Raw genomic sequence first — 18,725 nt, forward strand, 5'->3', positions numbered from 1 at the left:
TTCTATCCCTGTGTCAATACGAAAGATCAGATTTGTAAATAGGAAGGCAGTCCGGGGTGGGCCGGAATGACGCCCAGTTGCTCCATGGCGCACCAGCGGGTGAACTCTTCGAAGACCTCCCGCACGGCCCCCGGCACAAGAACGAAGTGGTGTTCAAGGCCGTGCTCCAGAACGGTGGTCACGATATCGGCCGCCGAACGAGGACCCTGAGCATCTTCGAAGCGGCTTACCCAGCCCCGGCAGCCGGTAAATCCGGACGCTGGGCCGGTAGCGACTTCACCCTGGACTGCAAACCCGGCTGTACCGTGACGCGCAACTCTCAGGACCGTGACCGGACCATGCGCAAACTCATAATCGGCAATCGCACCAAAGACCGGCCCCTCCTCGGTGCCACGGCCAATCATGGGGTGATTGATCCACGAAACGGAACCGCCGGCCATATGCAGCGGGCCACCGCCACCATGCCACATCAGGATCTGGTCCCTTTCGAGGTGCGGCGAGGTCATGTCGAGCAGGCATCCAAGCTTGCCGGTAAGCGACTTGACCACCAGTTGGGTCACAGCGCCGAGAACATCGCCTTCAGAGGCAACAGGCAGCCGGTCTTTTTCCTCCAGCCAGCTGAAAGCAGCGCCCGGGTGCATACCGGGATTTTCCTGCAGGGCAGGCCAGTCAGAGACAGCGAGGGCATCAAAGCGCCCCTCTTTCGCTATTCGGCGCAAGGACAATACAGCCTGGGCCGTCAGATCCATTTGAGGGTCGGAGACGCCGCAGACTTCCGCTTTCGCGCTCATCTCAGCCAGTTCCCGCGCAACCTCTTCCTTGTCCTGACCGCTCATCAGGTCGGTCAATTTGTGGATGTCGACGTGTTCCACCTCTACACCCAGCGATTGGAGCAACGCGTCGGTGGAGACTTCCATGTTGTAGAAGGTAGGAGCCAATCCACCGACGACGCCGATACGGGCTCCGCGCAGCGCTTTTCGGGCCGAAAGTGCTGAGAATGTCTGACGCATCCGGTCAACGAGAGCTTCGTCACCCGGTGCTCCGAGATACCATTGGACGGGATGCTTGCGCAGGTTCCTGACACCCCGTGCAATCGACATGGACATGTTCAGCGAAACAAAATTGTTAAGCTGAATATCGTCTGTGAGGGTTGGCTCCGGCGTCGCCCAGACACCCATTGGCATCGGGTCCGAGGCGATCTGGCGCGCGACATCGCCCATGGTAAACCCACCGTGCAGCAGCAACAGGAAATCTGCACCCAGTTGCTTGCACTCCTGAATGGCCTTCCGAGCATCCTCGGCATTCATCGGGATGGTATCTGCCTCGACGAATTGATAGCCATCCTCCCGTGCCACAGCCTGCAGCATGGTACGGGCGGCCTCAAAAACTCCGTGACGCTGGGGAAAATAGCTGGGCAGGGAGGCTTTGATCAGCCCGATGGTCAAGGACATCTGGAAAACTCACATCTCATTGAACGGTTTGCTGGGGCTTGCCGCCGGACAGATCGAAACTGATGGGTCCCCGGCGGTAAACCAGATCGTAAAAGACCGGGTCGGCTTCAGTGTCGAAAGCCGTGCAGGCCTGCGAAAGTATTGGAGTTTGGACTGGTATGTTCAGCCGCTCCGACACATGTGGACTTGCGGCCAGCGAGTCGAGCGTTTCGCAGGCACTGGTCCACTCAAGTCCGAACCGTTGCCTGAGGATGCGCAGGATCGACTGCCCTTGACCGGTTTCAGGAAAGTCACCACCGGAAATTCCCGGCACCAGGCGGGCCGGGATCCAGGTCTGCGTGAGCATGCGAGGCTGGTTGTCGACCGTACGCAGCCGCTCGATCAGCACCAACGGTTCGTCAAAGATCTCCGACACCGCATCCGGCAGATTTCGCGCAGGATTCTCCAATCCAAGCAATCTGGAGCCCGGAATACGGCCGTCCATCAAAACCTGATCAGTAAAGGATACCATGCAGGTTGAAGACGGCGGCGACAGCGTCGAGACAACGTAGCCGCTGCCCTGCCTCGCTGTCAGATAGCCCGCGCGCACCAGCATCTCGAGTGCCTTGCGAACAGTTACCCGGCTAACGTCGAAGGTCTTGGACAAGAGGTCTTCGGTCGGCAGACGTGTTCCGATCGAGTAATGCCCATCCTGCAGGCGTTTCAGGATCTGGTCATGAACGGATTGATATTTCGGGGTGGAGGACACCTTTGAGACCCTATTATGTTGATATACTCAATTCGATATATCAAATCGGCATTGTCTATCCAAGCCAGACGCTTTTGGTCTGGGAATAGAGAGCAATCGCCTCCTCTCCCATTTCGCGCCCATACCCACTCTGTTTCATCCCGCCAAACGGTGAGGCCGGGTCGGTATCGCCCCATGTGTTGATCCAGATCGTTCCGGCCTTCAGCTGTTCAGATACGCGCATGGCCCTCGACAGGTCCCGGGTCCAACAGCCTGCCGCGAGACCGAATTCGGTGTCGTTGGCTCTGGCGAGCACGTCCTCTTCCTCATCAAAGCTCATGACGCAAAGCACCGGTCCGAAAATCTCTTCCCGTGCAACCCGCATGTCATCCCGAACGTTTTGCAAAACCGTCGGAGCCACAAAATATCCGGCTTCGCCGTGACGGGACCCGCCGGCGACGCATTCCGCACCTTCTGAACGGCCACTCTCGATATAGCCCAGGACCTTATTCAGCTGCGCTTCCGAGATAACCGGGCCCAGGTCATTGGTTTTTTGCGCCATTCCCGGTCCCACGGAAATTTCCCGAGCCATCTTCGCCAGGCGCTCGACGACTTCATCATGAATAGATCGATGAACGTAGAGCCGCGCGCCGGCCGTGCAGGACTGTCCATTGTTGCCAAAAAGCGCCCAGAAAGCCCCCGGAACAGCCTTGTCGAGATCTGCATCGGGAAACAGGATATTTGCGGCCTTGCCTCCGAGTTCCAGCGACACTTTCTTCAAGTTGCCCCTGGAGGCCGTGACAATCCTCCTGCCGGTTTCGGTCGAACCAGTGAAGCCAACCTTGTCAACATCGGGATGCGCAGCCAGAGCCGCGCCGGCATCCTGGCCGAGGCCCGGAACCACATTCAGAACCCCGGGCGGAAAACCGATCTTCAGCGCAAGTTCTGCCAGATACAATGCACTCAGCGGGGTCTGCTCGGCCGGCTTCAGCACGATCGTGTTGCCGGCCGCCAGGGCAGGAGCCAGTTTCCAGGCGACCATGAGCGTCGGGTAGTTCCACGGGGTGATCAGCCCGCACACGCCAACAGGCTCGACCCTGGTAAAATTCGTCCGGCCGGGTACGGACACCGGGATTGTTCTGCCTTCGATCTTGCTCGGCCAGCCGGCGAAATACCGGAAATGGCGCGCCGAATAGACTGCATCGACATCGCGGGCAACGTGAAGTGGCTTGCCGTTATCGATCGCGTCAAGCTGGCCGAAGATTTCCTTCTTTTCCTCAATCGCGTCTGCAAGCCGCCACAGGAGCTGTCCACGGTCATGGGGTGTCATCTTCGCCCACGGACCGGACAAGGCGGCCCGAGCCGCCGCAACGGCCTGATCGATCTCCGCCTCGCCGGCACGGGCGACCTGCGCCGCTACAGTCCCGAACGAGGGGTCGATGACATCGAACAGCTGATCAGTTTTGACCATTCCGGATCCGATACGCAGACCCTGAACCTGCTCCAGGAAGGCCGCGACTTCGGGATGGCGTTCGAAGAGTTTCACGAGATCGCCTCCTTGAGCTGCGCCAGGCGGTCGCGTCCTGTCGATTTCATCCATGCGGTCATCGCCGCCGGACCTTCAGCACCAAAAATTTCGATTGCATCGCGCCAGATTGCCCGTCCGCACATGAAGCCATAGGCATTCACCCCTGCGGCCTTGGAAAAGGCCAAGGCGTCGCGGAACTGTTCGAATGTGACACCAGCACTGAGATAGAGAAGCGGAATTCCATTCGCGGCTTCGGCAGCCTGCCGGAATGCTTTTTCGGCTTCTGAACGCGATATCACGGCATTGCCGTAGCCTTCGACAAAATCGAAATTGACGGGAATTTCCACCTTCAGGATATCAATCGAAAACCGCGGATCGGCAAAGGCCTCGGTGGCCGCACGCACCAGCTCAGGCTTCATCCGCGCGAAAGCCTCCGATGCGGAATCGGGGATCGCGCGATCATAGACAATCGGCTCAAACAGAAACGGTATGCCGACAGCCCTGCAACGTTGACCAATGTCAGTCACCAGTTCGAACTTTCGCTCGTTCAGTTCGACCGGGTCGTTCGGGCCAAAATAGAGAAAAAACTTGAGGATCTGCGCACCAAGTGCATAAAATTCGGACACCTCCAGATTTTCCGGCAGGGCTGTTATCCGGTCATCATCGGAAATCCGGTAGACGTCCGCCTCAAACGCCAGCATCTTGACACAACGATCATCAAAGTGTGGCAGCAGGTCACGGCCGAAATTGGCATCGACAAGCAGTGTCGTCGCATCCGGACTTAGTGTTTCAACAACGATGCGCTTGAAGTGAAAAAGATCGTCTTCACGGGAAGCCGCGCCCCGCGCGGACTTGAGGGCTGCTCCCAGCCCACTCCCCTGATCGACGGCGACACCATATACCGGATCTTGCAACAAGGGCTTGGCGTGGCTCATGAATTCAGATCCTCATATGCACAATCGATGGCGGGAAAATGTGGCGTATCTGACGGTGCGCACCAGCACGCCAGCATGTCGTCGGTGGGCTCCAGCAAGGAGATCGAAAAGCCGCCCATTTCCTGGGTGGTGACGTAGCTGCCAATCATTGGCGCAATGGCGGAAATCCCTTTGCTTGCCAGTTTGACGCGGGTCTCGTTCCATATGGTCAGCAGTTCCATTTGGGTCGTCCCACCCATGCCATTGATGATGACACAAGCCTTTGCACCGCTTGACAGCGGGCGGTCGGCGAGGAGCTTTTCCACCATCTGGTCGACCAATCCCGAAACCGGGCCAACCTTCGCCCGGCCAATACCGGGCTCGCCGTGCACGCCCATGCCGAGGAAGATTTCATCGTCCGGCAGGCTGAACATCGGTTTCCCGGTGAGCGGGGAGACACCTGGCGTCACCGCTGCTGCAAGCGTGACCGTCCGCTCGCGCACCTCCTGCCCAAGAGCAACCAGAGCTTCCAGGGATCGCCCCTCCTCTGCCGCCGCTCCCAGAATTTTATAGATGAACATCGTCCCGGGCGCGCCCCGACGGCGATGCCTTCTCTCCGGAGGCGCTGCGGAAATATCATCGTACATCGGCAATGCCACGACCTTTATACCGTCGTCTTCCGCCAGCATCGTTGCAGCCCGCCCATTGATCATGTCGCCGGAATGCTGCGAAATCAGAAGGATCGTTCCTGCCTCTCCCGAAACTTCTGTAATGCCGTCGAGAATGAGATCGGCCGACGGTGCGGCGAAGACATCCCCGACGACATTTGCATCGAGCAGACCCTGCCCGACAAATCCCATGGCAATCGGCTCGTGACCGGACCCGTTCCCGATCAGCAGCATCACCTTCTTGTCGGCGTCCTTCTTGTTTTTGGCACGCACAATGACCCGCGGATCACGTGCGCCGCGCTGAACCTGCGGATAGGCCGAAACAAACCCGTCCAGCATGTCGTCGACCATTGTTTCCTGAGAGTTGAACAGCTTTTTCATGCGGGATCACCCACTTCGGCCAGGGTCTCGAGAATAAGCACCACAGAGACAGATCCCGGATCCAGATGCCCCCTGCCCCCGTCTTCAACATATTGAGCGCGGCCCCGTTGCGCGCGCAGGTCTTTGGTGCCGTCGCGTCCCACCCTTGCCGCGTCTATGCTCGCTGCAAGGCCCTTATTCTGAAGCGCCTCAACAGCCGGATACAGCGCATCCACCATGCTCTTGTCCCCGGCCTTCACCTCGCCCAGATCGCAGATGCGCTCACAGGCCTTGGCCAGCCCGGCGTGAAGGTCCGCACCGGTTTCCAGGTGCGCTTCAATGGCCATCAAGATCAGGCCGAACAACGTGCCCGAAGCACCACCGGAGGCACGCATGAATGCCTTTGCTCGAAGGTTGTCCGGCGCCGAAACAGCCTTGGTCAACCCGCGCAGCATGGTGGACCCGTGATCACCGTCTCCGACAGCAGCGTCAAGCGCGTTGAGCCGAGCCGCTTCATCAGCGACAACGGCGTGCAGCCGGCGGAAAAATGCATCAGCAGACATCAGCAAATACCTCCTTGAGGTATGAGAGCGTTTGCCGGGCAGCCTTGGTCGGGTCCGGCTCGATATCGCGCCAGATATTGAGATCCGCGCTTGCCGGATTTCCAGCCATCACAAACATCTCCGCCACCACCCAGCCGCGATATCCGATGTCCGCCAATGCCTTCGCATCCTTGTGGAAATCATACCGCCCGCTACCCGGCACACCGCGGTCATTATCTGAAACATGGTAATGAACCAGCACGTCCGACGACGCCCGGATCGCGGCCGGTGGGTCTTTTTCCTCAATATTCATGTGAAAACTGTCGAGCAGCACACCGATGCGTTCAGAGCCGCAGGCACGCGCAATGGCGGCTGTCTCTTCGGCGGTAGACGTGAGGTCGCTTTCAAACCGGTTAAGTGCCTCGATACCGAGCGTGACGCCGCAATCAGCCAAAACCCCATCCAGCTGGCGCAAAGTGTCCGCCGAACGCGCCGCTCGCTCCTGCTTGTTCGCCGGGTCGAACACACCCCAGGGAGCAGCAACCACACCCGCCAGCCCCTCGGAGCCGAGTGCACTTGCGACTTCAATTGCATTGCGCAGGACCGCGACCGCATTTTTGCGGACTTCCGGATCGGGCGATGTCGGATCAGCATCTGGAGAAAGACCGGTCGAACAGGTCAGCGCCAAACCGTGATCGGACGCCTGACGCCGGATCAACCCCGCGCGATCATGGCCGATTCCCAGCAGCGAGACTTCGACACCGTCAAACCCTATCTCGGCCGCATGGGCGAATATTGGCGCCAGATCATCGGTCCAGGCCTTCATCCAGAGGCCCGCATGGATGCCAAATCTCATGATGTCTGACCTCTGCGTGTTTTTGCAACGAAATTCATAGATACATATTAGTAGTAACAAATTACAATCGTCAAGCGCCGGGGGCAGCGTTTTCCCGTGCGCGCAACGCTCGCCGGTTGATTTTTCCCGAAGATGTCATCTCGAAATCTGCAACGAACTCGATCTCACGCGGCGCCTTGTAAGCGGCCAGGCGCTGGCGCACATGGTCCTTGAGCGAGTTCTTCAGCTCCTCGTCGCCTCTGGTGCCGTTCGACAGGCGCACAAAAGCCTTCACAATGCTGCCGCGTTCTGCATCCGGCTTGCCGATCACGCCGGCCTCGGCGACAGCGGCATGAGCCAGGAGGCATTCTTCGATTTCCGCCGGACCAATACGGAAGCCGGAAGACTTGATCAGATCGTCCGAGCGTCCCTTGTACCAGAAGTAGCCATCCTCATCACGCACCGCCAGGTCGTGCGTCATCATGTAGTCTCCGAGCCGCAGCTCCGCTTCCTTTTCGCTGTTTTTCAGATAACCGAGATAGCGGGTCGGGGCATCCGCAGGCGTAACGATTTCACCCTGCTCTCCTGGCGGGACCTCCCTTCCGGCGTCGTCAACAAGCCGGACGTCGTGACCTGGATAGGCCACCCCCATGGATCCGGGTTTACGTGGATAGAGGGCTGCGCAATTGCCGATCAGATGATCGACCTCGGTCATGCCGTAGAATTCGTTGCAGACAACACCGAGTTTGTTTTCTGCCCAGGACAGCGTGTCGGCAGCCAGCGCTTCGCCACCGGTGCAGATCACGCGCAAGGACAGATCATATTCCGATCGCGGGTCAGCTGTTTCCGCGAGCCTTTTGATCGCCGTCGGCGCCAGAAACGTGTGCGTGACCTTGTGACGGCTCATGAAATCATAGGCCCAGGCGGCCCTGAAGCGCGCTTCAGAGGTGACAACCGGGCGTCCAGCCAGCCATGCCGGAAACAGCATGTCCAGCAATCCGCCAACCCAGGCCCAGTCCGACGGCGACCAATAGACCGCATCCGGATCATCCAGCGTCAGGTTGAAAAACAGATTGATCGAAGGCCTGTACGACGCCAGTACCCTGTGGCCGTGAAGGATTCCCTTTGGCATGCCGGTCGACCCGGACGTGTACATGAGCAATGCCGGATCATCGGCACGGGTGTACTCAGGTTCGAAATCCTGCGGCACGGGCGCTTGAAGGATCCCGGTCAGATCCGCCTCACGCCCCACAGCACCTTCAGCCACCAGGATATCGGTGAGATGCGGCAGGTGCGTCGCAGCTTCAGTCCTCAGCGGAGCCCATGCGCTTTCCACCGTCAACAAGCACCGCGCCTTGCAGTGGTTGAGGGCATGCGCCAGGGCGTCTGGCCCATAAAGTTGGGAAAGCGTTACAGCCGTCGCGCCCAGCTTGCAGACGGCCATATGCGCAATGGCTGTTTCCGGGCGCATGCCCGTGTGGATCCCGATCAGATCTCCGCGGCCAAAACCACGCTGACGAAGGCTCGCTGCAAGGGCGCTCGCCTGAGCATCAACTTCGCCAAAGCTCCAGGTCTGCAAAGCTCCCGACGCCGTTTCGAAGACAAGCGCCCGTTCATTCTGCCGTCCTTCCGCCAATTGCGCGCCAACGGTCATGTGATAAATATTGGCGTCCTCGGGGATGCTGATCTGCAGCGAATTCCCGCTGCGCTTCAAGCCGATCCGAGCCAAATCGCTGTCCGCCCACGCTTCAAACATTCCCATCTCCTTTGGCAGTTACCGTGTCGAGCAGAAGCCAGAGACCGGCCTCACTGTTTTCGGGCACACTCAGTTTGCCCGTCTCGCCAGCTATTTCGGGGTTTTTCAGGGCCACGGTGCTCATGGCGTCCGCGCCATCGAAGCGTACAAGGGCGACCCCCTTCTCTGCCCCGCCGGTGCGGCAGCTGACCCGTGCGGTGCCCGGCAAGGTGACCCATCCCAAAGCATCAGAACCGCAATCTGCGCACAGCACGCGCGCGGGAAACGCAACGTGGCCGCAGGCCCCACACTTGCTTGCCAGCGCCTCACCGCGTCTCAGCGCTTCAAAATGCGGCTGCAAGCAGCCTTCCGGCAAGGTATAGTCGAGGGTTATCGACTGCTTCATGGTGCCTCCAGAATACTGACGGTGTTGAGGGTCGCGATGCCTCCGTGCGTATCAACAAGAGCGAATCTGGCCGCTTTGGCAGGGCGCAATCCCCAATAGCGGCCTTCGAGCTGAAGCGCCGCAGCAATGACCTGGGCAACACCGGTCGCGCCGACGGGCGCCCCTTGCCCCAGAAGCCCCCCGGACAGGTTGACCGGCATCGCACCGTCGGCGGCAAACATGCCGCTGCGCTCGGCAGCAACCACGTCCTCCACAAGGCCCAGCGCCTCGAGTGCCTGCAGCTGCGCACCCGAATAGCTGTCATAGACCTCGGCAAGACCGATATCGGTCACCTCGACACCCGCCATCGAAAAGGCACGGCGGGACGCTTCACGTTTTCCGGCAAAATACCCCGGGTCGCTCCGTTCCCCGAGGCGTACCCGGTCGGTGCTGTTCCCCAACCCCTTGACGCTGGCACGCGTTTGTCCGTTTTGCGGCAGGTCTTTCGCGCGGGCGAGAATCAGGGCCGCCGCACCGTCGCTGAGCGGCGAACAATCGAGCCGATGGTAGGGCGCGGCCACAAGCGTTGAGGAAACAACATCGTCAATCGAGACATCGAGCGGCAAATGCGCATAGGGGTTCAGCCCGGCATTCTGCCGGTTGCGGACAGCAATCTGCGCAAAGTCGGCATGTTTCGCACCGGTGCGTTGCATGAACATCTGAGCCGACAGGGCATAAAGAGACGTGGCGTCGACACCGGTCATGCCATCTGTCCAGGCGTCGAAGGACAAGGCGTAAAGGGCACCGACGTCTGCCCCTTTCAAATGGGACGCTGAAGGCTCGACGCCGAGCACCAGCACCCGCTTTGCCATACCGCCAGCAAGCGCTGCCACTCCGGCATGGAACGCCACATGTCCGGACGCGCCACCCCCTTCGGCCCTTTGGGCAGCAACCCCGAACAACCCGCATTCATCTGCGAGAAGAGCAGCAGGATTGAGCTGCAAAGTGAAAAAATCGCTCTCTGAGGCGACCACGAGCATGTCGATGTCGCGTGGCTCAAGACTGGCATCCTTCAGCGCACCGGAAACCGCCGTCCGTGACCAGTCCCTGAAGGAGCTGCCATCCTTTCGGCGGTTGAAGGGCGTCATCGCCCCGCCTGCAATCTTCACATCGTTGAGCATGCGGCCTTCTTCTCCGGTGTTCGATGAAAAAGCACAAAAACAAGCGCCAGCCCGACAAGATTGACCAGGAGAACCGCCGTCAGCAGTCCCTGTGTCCCGGTCCCGCTCCAGATCAGGCCTCCGAGAGCGGGACCAAGGGCCATCATGACCAGCCCCACGGTTGCAATGACGCCGAGGCCGCGCCCGATTTGCGAGCTTGGCAGATGCCGAGCCGCAAGCAGCGGCCGAAGAATTGTGTGAATACCGTAGCAGCCGCCCTGCAACAGCAGTACGGCGTATAACAGCCAGTTGGACAATCCGAACAGAAGCAACAGCAACGGCGGCAAGCAAAACAGACCGAACAGGATCTTGGCAGCAAATGCTGTAACTGTATGCCCGCCATAGGCCCGCCAGATCAGGCGGCCGGCAACTTGCGCCGGACCAAGTATGCTAAGCGCCAACAATGCCGCTGAGCTGCCCTGATCAGCTCCGCCAACAATGACCGGCAGCATGAACAGCAGGATCGCGTGGCCCAGCATGGTCATTCCGAACGAGACTGCAATCAACCTCGGGCCAGCTCCGAAATCCAGTTTCCCGACCGCCACCACGCGCTGTTCTTCGACAGCGTGCGGCTCCTTGGGCAACAAGACAACACCGGCGGCTGCGCCTGCCGCAAACACCAGCATCACCTCTTGCCATGACAGAAAGGACGACAAGATGCTCACTGCGGGGAAAGTGAGCAGTGTTGCAAAGCCGGCAATCAGGGTGACCGTCGCGACTCCGTTCGCCGCCTTGTCCTTCATTCGCCTGAGTATCAAGGCAAAGCAGGGATCATAAAGGGTGGCAGCCATGCAGCAACCCAGCAACACAAAAAGTCCGCTAAACAGCCAGCGGTCGGTCAGCTGGGTCAGAACCACGAGCAGCAGCGCTCCAAGGAGGCCGCCCGCACGCATCATGGCGTGGCCGTACCCCCGATCAACAAGCCAGCCAGCAAAAGGTGCGCTGGCAGCCCAGGCCAGAAAAACAACCGAAAAAGTGGTCGAAAGATGCACAACCGGCCAATTTGTCTGGTCCGCGATTTGTGACATCAGCGCAGGCAGCAGATAGTAGAAAGCGGACCACAACAGCAATTGCGCCGCCCCATGAGCGGCGACATAGGGCGGGAGCGCCTTGGCAATAGTGGACGTCGATCGTGAACCCATGACGGCAGAATACATAGATACTTATTTGTTACAACAAATTTTTTCCGGACTTGTCGTGCAGATATTGCATCCGTACCTGGCATGGTCCTCAAGAGATTGCGGCCTGATACAAGCTTGGTCTCCCACTTCTGGCCGGAACGGGTGAAGTTGCAGGTCCAATGGATCCGGAGCCATGCGCAGCGGCAGAAAGCTTTTCAGCGCTCTATGCTGGGTTATCAGGCGAAGGTGCGATCGGGCTTGGGCAAATGCAGGTCATTTGCCGCTGTCGCATGGCCATAACGAACTTCGAGCGGGATTGGTTGGCAGGTACAGGTCTGCCGAGACCGCAAAGGACTGACGCAAAGAGACAGAAAATCGTGGGTGTTCATCAACCGGACCATCGTCGTTCCGGCCAACGGCAATGCCATGGGTGCCAAATCACCCCTTGCTGAGAATTTCCTGCATCTGTTCGCGCATGACAAATTTCTGTGGCTTGCCGGTAATTGTCATCGGCAACGCCTCGACGATACGGACGTATCTGGGAACCTTGTAATGCGCGATCTGGCCGCTGCAGAATGCGCGCAGCTCCTCCCCGTCGAGACTGACGCCCAGCTTCGGGACGACCCAGGCGCAGACTTCCTCGCCATATTTTTCGTCGGGCACTCCGAACACCTGGACTTCCGAGATCTTGGGATGGCGGAAAAGGAATTCCTCGATTTCGCGCGGATAGACATTTTCGCCACCGCGAATGATCATGTCCTTGACCCGCCCGACGATGGCGCAGAAACCCTGCTCGTCCATCACCGCCAGATCGCCGGTATGCATCCACCCGTCCCGGATCGACTCAGCCGTCTTCTCCTGTTCGCCCCAATAGCCCTTCATCACCGAATAGCCACGGGTGCACAATTCGCCGCGAACACCGACTGGCACGATCCGGCCGTCATCATCGACGATCTTGACCTCGAGATGCGGGTGGACACGGCCGACCGTTCCGCATCGCTTGTCGATCGGATCATCGGTAAAACTTTGAAACGATACCGGCGATGTTTCGGTCATGCCGTAGCAGATCGTCACCTCGCGCATGTGCATCCGCTGCATCACCCGGTGCATCACCTCCACGGGGCACGGCGCACCGGCCATGATTCCGGTGCGCAACTGCGTCAGGTTGCGTGGCGAAGTGTCGAGGTTCTCGAGCATGGCGACGAACATGGTCGGCACGCCATAGACCGCCGTGCACCGCTCCGCTTCAAGCGCCTGCAATGTAGCCGACGGATCGAAAGCCTCGCCGGGAAACACCATCGCGGCACCCTTGCTGACAGCACCCAGCACCCCCATCACCATGCCGAAACAATGGTAGAGCGGCACCGGAATGCACAGCCGGTCGCTTTCCGTAAGCGCAATGCGATCGGTGACGAAGCGGGCATTGTTGACAATGTTGTAGTGCGAAAGCGTGGCGCCCTTGGGATGACCCGTCGTTCCCGAGGTGAACTGGATGTTGATGGCGTCATCCGGGCCAAGCTCGGCGTCGATCGCCGGCAACCGCAACTGCTGCGCCGGACCGCCGAGGGACCTTACCCGGTCGAACGAAAACACCCCCGGTTCGCTCACCTCGCCAAGCACGATCACCGCGCGCAGATGCGGAAGCCTTTCAGCCCGCAACCGCCCGGGTGCGCAGTCCGCGATCTCGGGCGCCAGCGCCGTGATCATGTCGAGATAGTTGGACGACTTGAACGCGCGCGCTGTGACCAGCGCCTTGCAGCCGACCTTGTTGAGCGCATATTCCAGCTCGGAGAGGCGATAGGCCGGGTTGATGTTGACCAGCACGAGCCCGATCCGTGCCGTGGCAAACTGGGTCAGCACCCACTCAAAGCGATTGGGCGACCAGATTCCGATACGGTCACCCTTTTGCAGTCCCATGGCGAGAAAGCCCGAGGCAAGTTCGTCGACCGCGCGGTCAAACTCGTAATAGCTCAGGCGAATGTCCTGCTGCGGGCAAACGATCGCCTCGCGGGGACCGAACAGAGACACGGTCTCGCGCAACAGTTGCGGAATGGTCATGTAGCGCAAGGGCAGATGGTTGCTGCCGCGGACATAGGAGAGATTGTTCTCGGGCTCTGTCACTTCAACCGCCTGCGCCTTGTCTGTGCGGCCAAAATCGGAAAGCTTTCCTGCCAGGCTCTCGTTCAGAATGGACATGGGCCTCTCCCCTACATGCTGCGCCAGTCTTCGCTTTGCTCAAATGCGTGCGCTGCCTGGTAGATCTTCATCTCGCCAAAGCTCGGTCCAACCAGCATCATGCCGATCGGCAATCCCTCACTCAGACCGCAGGGTACACTCATGGCCGGAAGCCCGCCATTGAAAGGCGCGGTGTTGCCGATCATCTCGAAGGCGCGCTGGACATAGAGGTTGATTGAACAGTCCGCCGGTGGGATTTCCCGCGGCTTCATCGGCATTGTTGGCATCAACAGCACGTCGAAACGCTTGAGCGCCTGGGCATATTTCTCGTTGACACGGCGCATGAGATTCTGCGCCTTGCCGTAGAACCGGCCCCGGTACTGGGTCTGGAAATGCTCGCCAAGGAACATGCAGGTCTTGAGCGAATGGCTGAGCTCGTCCGCCCGGTTGCGCCATTGCGACATCTGGTCGATCATCGACGGCAGGAACAGGCCGCGATAATTGGTGCCCGCCGTGTTGCCGTGCATCATGAAGTCCTGAAGACCTTCAACCGTGATCGCGGTCCAGCAATCGACGGCAAGAGCGTGTTCCGGCACCGAGATTTCCTCAACCATCGCGCCCAGTTGCCGGAACCGCTCAGCGGCCGCCAGCACCTTGTCATCGACATCCGATTCGCTCTCCGGGCGGCGAAAACCTTCTTTCAGGATCCCGATCCGCAGTCCATGCGCGCCGCGGCCGAGCGCTTCGGTGTAATGATAGACCTTCGGGTTGTACTGGCGCGGATCGAGCCCGTCCTCGCCGGCGAGCACTTCAAGCAGCAGCGCATTGTCGGCGACATTGGAGGTCACCGGGCCGACGTGGTCGATGGTCATCTCCACAGGCATGACGCCGGTGTAGGGCACCAGGCCGTGGGTGGCCTTCATGCCGTAAACGCCGCAGGCCGAGGACGGCAACCTGATCGAACCGCCCTGGTCACCGGCGATCGCCATGTCGACCTCTCCGCTGGCGACCAGCGCCGCCGATCCGCTTGACGAGCCGTTGGCCATGTAACCGCGTTTCCAGGGATTGTGCACCGGTCCCTTTGCATTGGTGTGCGATCCGCCAGACAGGCAGAAATTCTCGCAATGCGCCTTTCCGGCGATGATCGCACCCGCATCGAGCATCCGGGTTACGATTGTGGCGTCGATCTCGGGTGTGTAGCCTTCCATGATCGACGACCCGTTCATCATCGGCACGCCCGCAAGGCAGATCGTGTCCTTGAGGGCGATGCGCTTGCCGCGCAGCGGCCCGTCGGGGGCCCCGCGCACCTCGGTCTTGACATACCAGGCATTGAGCGGGTTTTCCGTGGGATCTGGAAAGCGCCCCGGCGAACGGGGATAGCGAACCTCGGGCAAATTGTCCGGCAGGGCATCAAGCCGGTCATAGGCCTGGATATAGGGTTCCATGATCTGGCTGTATTCGCCGAGTTCCGCATCAGTGAGGCTCATGCCGAAACGGCTCGCCATGGCGCGCATCTGCGATAGGCTGGGACGTTTGATTGTCATGCTGGTCACCGGTGGCTGGGAGATGATGGGTGCAGGATTGCCGGTCTGGTGGATGCGCTCGGGGCTGATCACCGGGCCTGGCGCATCACGCGTTACCGTCTTCGTCGTGCTACGGGTGGAGCGGGCCGCGCCGAAGCCGAGGAACTGGTCGACCTTCCCCTGATCGGACAGGTCCGCCTTGGAGAGTTCGCCGGTGATCCGCCCGCGTTCAAGCACCAGAACCCGATCCGACAGGTCGGCGATGAAGTCGAAATTCTGTTCGACAAGCAGGATCGACAGCCCGCGCCGCGCGCGCAGCTTCAACAGGGTCTCCGACATCTCTTCGATGATCGAGGGCTGGATGCCTTCGGTGGGCTCGTCCAGCAGCAGCAGTTCCGGATCGCCCATCAGGCTTCGGGCCAGCGCCAGGAGTTGCTGTTCGCCGCCGGACAAGGCGCCGCCCGTTCGGTCGAGCAACCGTGCCAGCCGTGGGAAATCCGCAAGGACGGACTCGATCACCTCGTCCTCGCTGCCGCCTGAATAGTCGTGCCAGGCAAAGCGGAGATTGTCGCGCACGCTTAGTTGCGGGAAAATTCCGCGACCCTGCGGCACGTAACCGATCCCGTGCCCTGCCCGTTCGTAAGGCGAAAGGCGATTGATCTCGACACCGTGAAATCTGACGGTGCCGGAACTTGCGGGCAGGAATCCCATGATGGTCTTAAGCAGGGTGGACTTGCCCATTCCATTGTGACCGAGAATGCCGACGACCTCGTTCTCCGACACGGAGAGTTCGATGCCGTGCAGGATAGGAACCTTGCCATAGCCCCCCGAAAGGCTCTTGATATCCAGGCAGGTCTTTTGGTCCGTGGCCGTCATCAGGCTTTCTTTCCCAGGTAGACGTTGCGGACAGTCGGATCCGCCATGACCCGGTCGACATGATCCTCCATCAGCACTGCGCCCTGGTGGAAGACGGTGACGGTGCTGGCAATCGAGCGGATGAACTGCATGTCGTGCTCGACGATGACGACGGCCGCGGTCCGGGTCATCTCGCGTATGATGGTGCTCATTCGTTCTACGTCATCGGCGCTCATGCCGGCCGCAGGCTCGTCAAGCAGCACCAGCCAGGGATCGGCGGCAACCACCAGGCCCAATTCCACACGCTGCCTCTCCCCATGGGCCAGCCGTCCAAGCTCGGTCCGCGCAATCGGGCCAAGGGCAAGACGCTCGATCACCTCCGACGCCTTGCGCATCGCATCGGGCATCGACAGGAACCGACGCGCGGCCATCCAGATGTTTTCAAACACATCGAGGCCGTCCATCAGGTTTGGCACCTGGGTCTTGATCCCGACCCCCAGCCCCGCGACCTGATGCGGGTTCCAGCCAGTGGTCTCGTATCCGCGCATGAACACCTGCCCACTGGTGGGCGTCAGAAGCCCCGTGATGCATTTGAAGAAGGTCGACTTTCCAGCCCCGTTGGGACCGATCAGGCAGCGCAGCTCCCCCGCCTTCAGCTTGAAATCGACATTGTCGCTGGCGACCACACCGCCAAATCGCATCGTCAAGCCCGCTGTTTCAAGGACAGTTTCAGCCATGCCCGACACTCCGGCCGCGAAGGCGACGCACGCCATGACGGGGAAACCTGCGGCGTCGCCCGAAACTGACTTTCCACAATGACCCGATTGCCGGAACCAGCCCCTTGGGCAGAAAGAGCACGAAAAGCACGAGAATGATTCCGGTCAGCAGCGTGTTGTCGATCATGCTCTGCTGGCCGAGCAGGAACTTGAGATAGGCGAGCCCTGCAGCCCCGACGATCGGGCCGATGCGGGTACCAAGTCCACCGACGATGCACCAGATGATGATTTCCGCCGATTGCCCGAGACTGAAGAGATTGGGTGTCACGATCTCTCCCCAATTGGCAAACAGTGCGCCCGCCAGTCCGGCAATCGCCGCGCCGATGGAGAACAGGACAGTCTTGCGCGCGCTGACGTCATAGCCCATCAGCGCAACGCGTACCTCGTTCTCGCGAATGCCGATGGCCACACGCCCGAAAGAGGATTTCAGCAACCAGCTGACCAGCAGATAGACGATTATCAGGAGAATGGCGCAGAAATAGAAATACGGGTCGCCATAGATGTAGTCGTTCGGGCGTCCCGGCACATTCAGCGTCTGGAAGCCAGGGATGCCGTTGAAACCGCCGAGCCGCGCCTTGCCGATTACGTATTCCGGACCGGCCGTCGAACTGATGAACTTGAACAGGATCAGCGTCACCACCAGCGTGATCACGCCGAGATAGACATCCGTCAACCGGCCGTAAAACATCATCGCGCCAAGCAGGGCGGCGAAGGCGGCCGGTACGAGAATGGCAAGCAGCATCGGAATGGTGCTGTCGCCGATATTGATGGCGGCGATTGCGTAGGTATAGGCCCCGAGCCCGAAGAATGCCGCCTGGCCGAAACAGAGAATTCCGCCGAAACCCCAGATCAGGCCGAGGCTGAAACCAAGCATGCCGTAAATCACGAGCACTGTCAGCGTAAAGGTGCCGACAATCATCGGCATGATCCAGATCAGCAATGCCGCAACCAGGATCGTGGCCGGCACCTCCTTTGTCCAGAAGGTCGCCATCACACTCGTCCCTTGAAGAACTTGCCGGTCACACCTTGCGGCAGCAGCCTGAGCAGCACCACCGCAGCCACCAGCAGCGCCACCTCTCCCATGACCGGCGAGACTGCGAATGTGAAGATCTGACTGATGAAGCCGAAGAGACCGGAACTCGCCATAAGTCCGGCGATCAGGGACGGGCCGCCGGCAATGACGGTTATGAAGGCCTTGGCGATATAGGCCCCGCCCGATGTCGGCACCAGACCGACCAGGGGCGCTAGTATGGCGCCCGCAAGCCCCGACAGCGCCGACCCGCAGAAGAACGTGGCCATGTAGATGCGTTCCGGAGAGTAACCGAGTGCCGCCGCCATATCCGGCAGCTGCATCGCACCGCGCGCGATCAGTCCGAGCCGGGTGCCCTTGAGCACTGCAAACATGAGGCCGAGCAGGACTATAGCCACCAGGATGATGAAGAAGTTGTAGCCGTTGACCTGGTAGTTTCCGACCGTGAATCCTGAAATCGGTGTCGAGATCCCGGTCGTTGTGTTCCCGAAGATCATGGTCACAAGCCCGATGAAGAACAGGCTCAGGCCCCATGTCGCAAGCATCGTGTCGACCAGCCGGCCATAAAGATGCCGGATCACCAGTCGTTCGACCACCAGTCCGATTAAGCCAACAACCACCGGAGCGATGACAAGCATGGCGAGAAATATGTTGGCGCCCAGGGTGACCGCCGTGATCGTCACATAGCCGCCCATCATCATGAACTCGCCATGGGCCAGGTTGATCACCTTCATCATGCCGAACACGATGGCGAGACCCGCGCTGATCAGAACCAGCGAGGCGACCGCATAGAGCATTTCGACGATGATGACGAATACCAGATCCATGAATGATGGCCTTGGGTGAGTTGAGGCAGCGGCAGGGGCCGCGCGCCTGGCGG

At 60.0% G+C, this 18,725-nt stretch carries 16 protein-coding genes; all 16 read right to left on the minus strand.

What is annotated here, in order from left to right; genetic code table 11:
* Positions 1-26: 26 nt before the first annotated feature.
* Positions 27-1,451, minus strand: coding sequence for an L-fucose/L-arabinose isomerase family protein (locus CRO46_RS19255; protein WP_097109437.1), 1,425 nt, complete (start codon positions 1,449-1,451; stop codon positions 27-29).
* Between the two features lie 16 nt (positions 1,452-1,467).
* Positions 1,468-2,199 (minus strand): GntR family transcriptional regulator, encoded by a 732-nt coding sequence (locus CRO46_RS19260; protein WP_097109438.1) that lies wholly within the window; start codon positions 2,197-2,199, stop codon positions 1,468-1,470.
* A 55-nt stretch (positions 2,200-2,254) separates the two neighbouring features.
* Positions 2,255-3,724 carry an aldehyde dehydrogenase family protein gene (locus CRO46_RS19265; protein WP_210421549.1) on the minus strand — a complete coding sequence of 490 codons (1,470 nt, stop codon included), beginning with the start codon at positions 3,722-3,724 and terminating at the stop codon, positions 2,255-2,257.
* Complete coding sequence (locus tag CRO46_RS19270; protein ID WP_097109440.1) at positions 3,721-4,641, minus strand: tagatose 1,6-diphosphate aldolase; 921 nt, start codon at positions 4,639-4,641, stop codon at positions 3,721-3,723. Before CRO46_RS19270 ends, CRO46_RS19265 begins: the two co-directional genes overlap by 4 nt.
* Positions 4,638-5,669, minus strand: coding sequence for a dihydroxyacetone kinase subunit DhaK (locus CRO46_RS19275; RefSeq protein ID WP_097109441.1), 1,032 nt, complete (start codon positions 5,667-5,669; stop codon positions 4,638-4,640). Before CRO46_RS19275 ends, CRO46_RS19270 begins: the two co-directional genes overlap by 4 nt.
* Complete coding sequence (locus CRO46_RS19280; protein ID WP_097109442.1) at positions 5,666-6,211, minus strand: DAK2 domain-containing protein; 546 nt, start codon at positions 6,209-6,211, stop codon at positions 5,666-5,668. Before CRO46_RS19280 ends, CRO46_RS19275 begins: the two co-directional genes overlap by 4 nt.
* Positions 6,201-7,046: a sugar phosphate isomerase/epimerase family protein gene (locus tag CRO46_RS19285; protein ID WP_097109443.1), complete on the minus strand. Its 846-nt coding sequence runs from the start codon at positions 7,044-7,046 to the stop codon at positions 6,201-6,203. Before CRO46_RS19285 ends, CRO46_RS19280 begins: the two co-directional genes overlap by 11 nt.
* A 70-nt stretch (positions 7,047-7,116) precedes the next feature.
* Complete coding sequence (locus tag CRO46_RS19290; RefSeq protein WP_179759128.1) at positions 7,117-8,781, minus strand: acetate--CoA ligase; 1,665 nt, start codon at positions 8,779-8,781, stop codon at positions 7,117-7,119.
* A complete protein-coding gene (locus CRO46_RS19295) occupies positions 8,774-9,166 on the minus strand; it encodes a Zn-ribbon domain-containing OB-fold protein (protein WP_097109445.1) in 393 nt (130 codons plus the stop codon). The genes CRO46_RS19290 and CRO46_RS19295 overlap by 8 nt, the downstream gene beginning before the upstream one ends.
* Entirely contained in the window at positions 9,163-10,326 is a 1,164-nt protein-coding gene (locus CRO46_RS19300; RefSeq protein ID WP_097109446.1) for a thiolase family protein, read from the minus strand. Before CRO46_RS19300 ends, CRO46_RS19295 begins: the two co-directional genes overlap by 4 nt.
* Positions 10,311-11,507: an MFS transporter gene (locus tag CRO46_RS19305; protein WP_179759129.1), complete on the minus strand. Its 1,197-nt coding sequence runs from the start codon at positions 11,505-11,507 to the stop codon at positions 10,311-10,313. Before CRO46_RS19305 ends, CRO46_RS19300 begins: the two co-directional genes overlap by 16 nt.
* A 417-nt stretch (positions 11,508-11,924) precedes the next feature.
* Positions 11,925-13,682 (minus strand): AMP-binding protein, encoded by a 1,758-nt coding sequence (locus tag CRO46_RS19310; protein ID WP_097109448.1) that lies wholly within the window; start codon positions 13,680-13,682, stop codon positions 11,925-11,927.
* Between the two features lie 11 nt (positions 13,683-13,693).
* A complete protein-coding gene (locus CRO46_RS20230) occupies positions 13,694-16,060 on the minus strand; it encodes an amidase (protein ID WP_097109449.1) in 2,367 nt (788 codons plus the stop codon).
* Positions 16,060-16,776 carry an ABC transporter ATP-binding protein gene (locus CRO46_RS19320; protein WP_097109493.1) on the minus strand — a complete coding sequence of 239 codons (717 nt, stop codon included), beginning with the start codon at positions 16,774-16,776 and terminating at the stop codon, positions 16,060-16,062. The genes CRO46_RS20230 and CRO46_RS19320 overlap by 1 nt, the downstream gene beginning before the upstream one ends.
* Complete coding sequence (locus tag CRO46_RS19325) at positions 16,769-17,806, minus strand: branched-chain amino acid ABC transporter permease (RefSeq protein WP_097109450.1); 1,038 nt, start codon at positions 17,804-17,806, stop codon at positions 16,769-16,771. Before CRO46_RS19325 ends, CRO46_RS19320 begins: the two co-directional genes overlap by 8 nt.
* Complete coding sequence (locus CRO46_RS19330; protein WP_097109451.1) at positions 17,806-18,672, minus strand: branched-chain amino acid ABC transporter permease; 867 nt, start codon at positions 18,670-18,672, stop codon at positions 17,806-17,808. The genes CRO46_RS19325 and CRO46_RS19330 overlap by 1 nt, the downstream gene beginning before the upstream one ends.
* Between the last annotated feature and the right edge of the window lie 53 nt (positions 18,673-18,725).

Source organism: Parahoeflea halophila, from assembly GCF_900220985.1.
In the GTDB taxonomy this organism is placed as follows: Bacteria; Pseudomonadota; Alphaproteobacteria; order Rhizobiales; family Rhizobiaceae; genus Hoeflea; species Hoeflea halophila.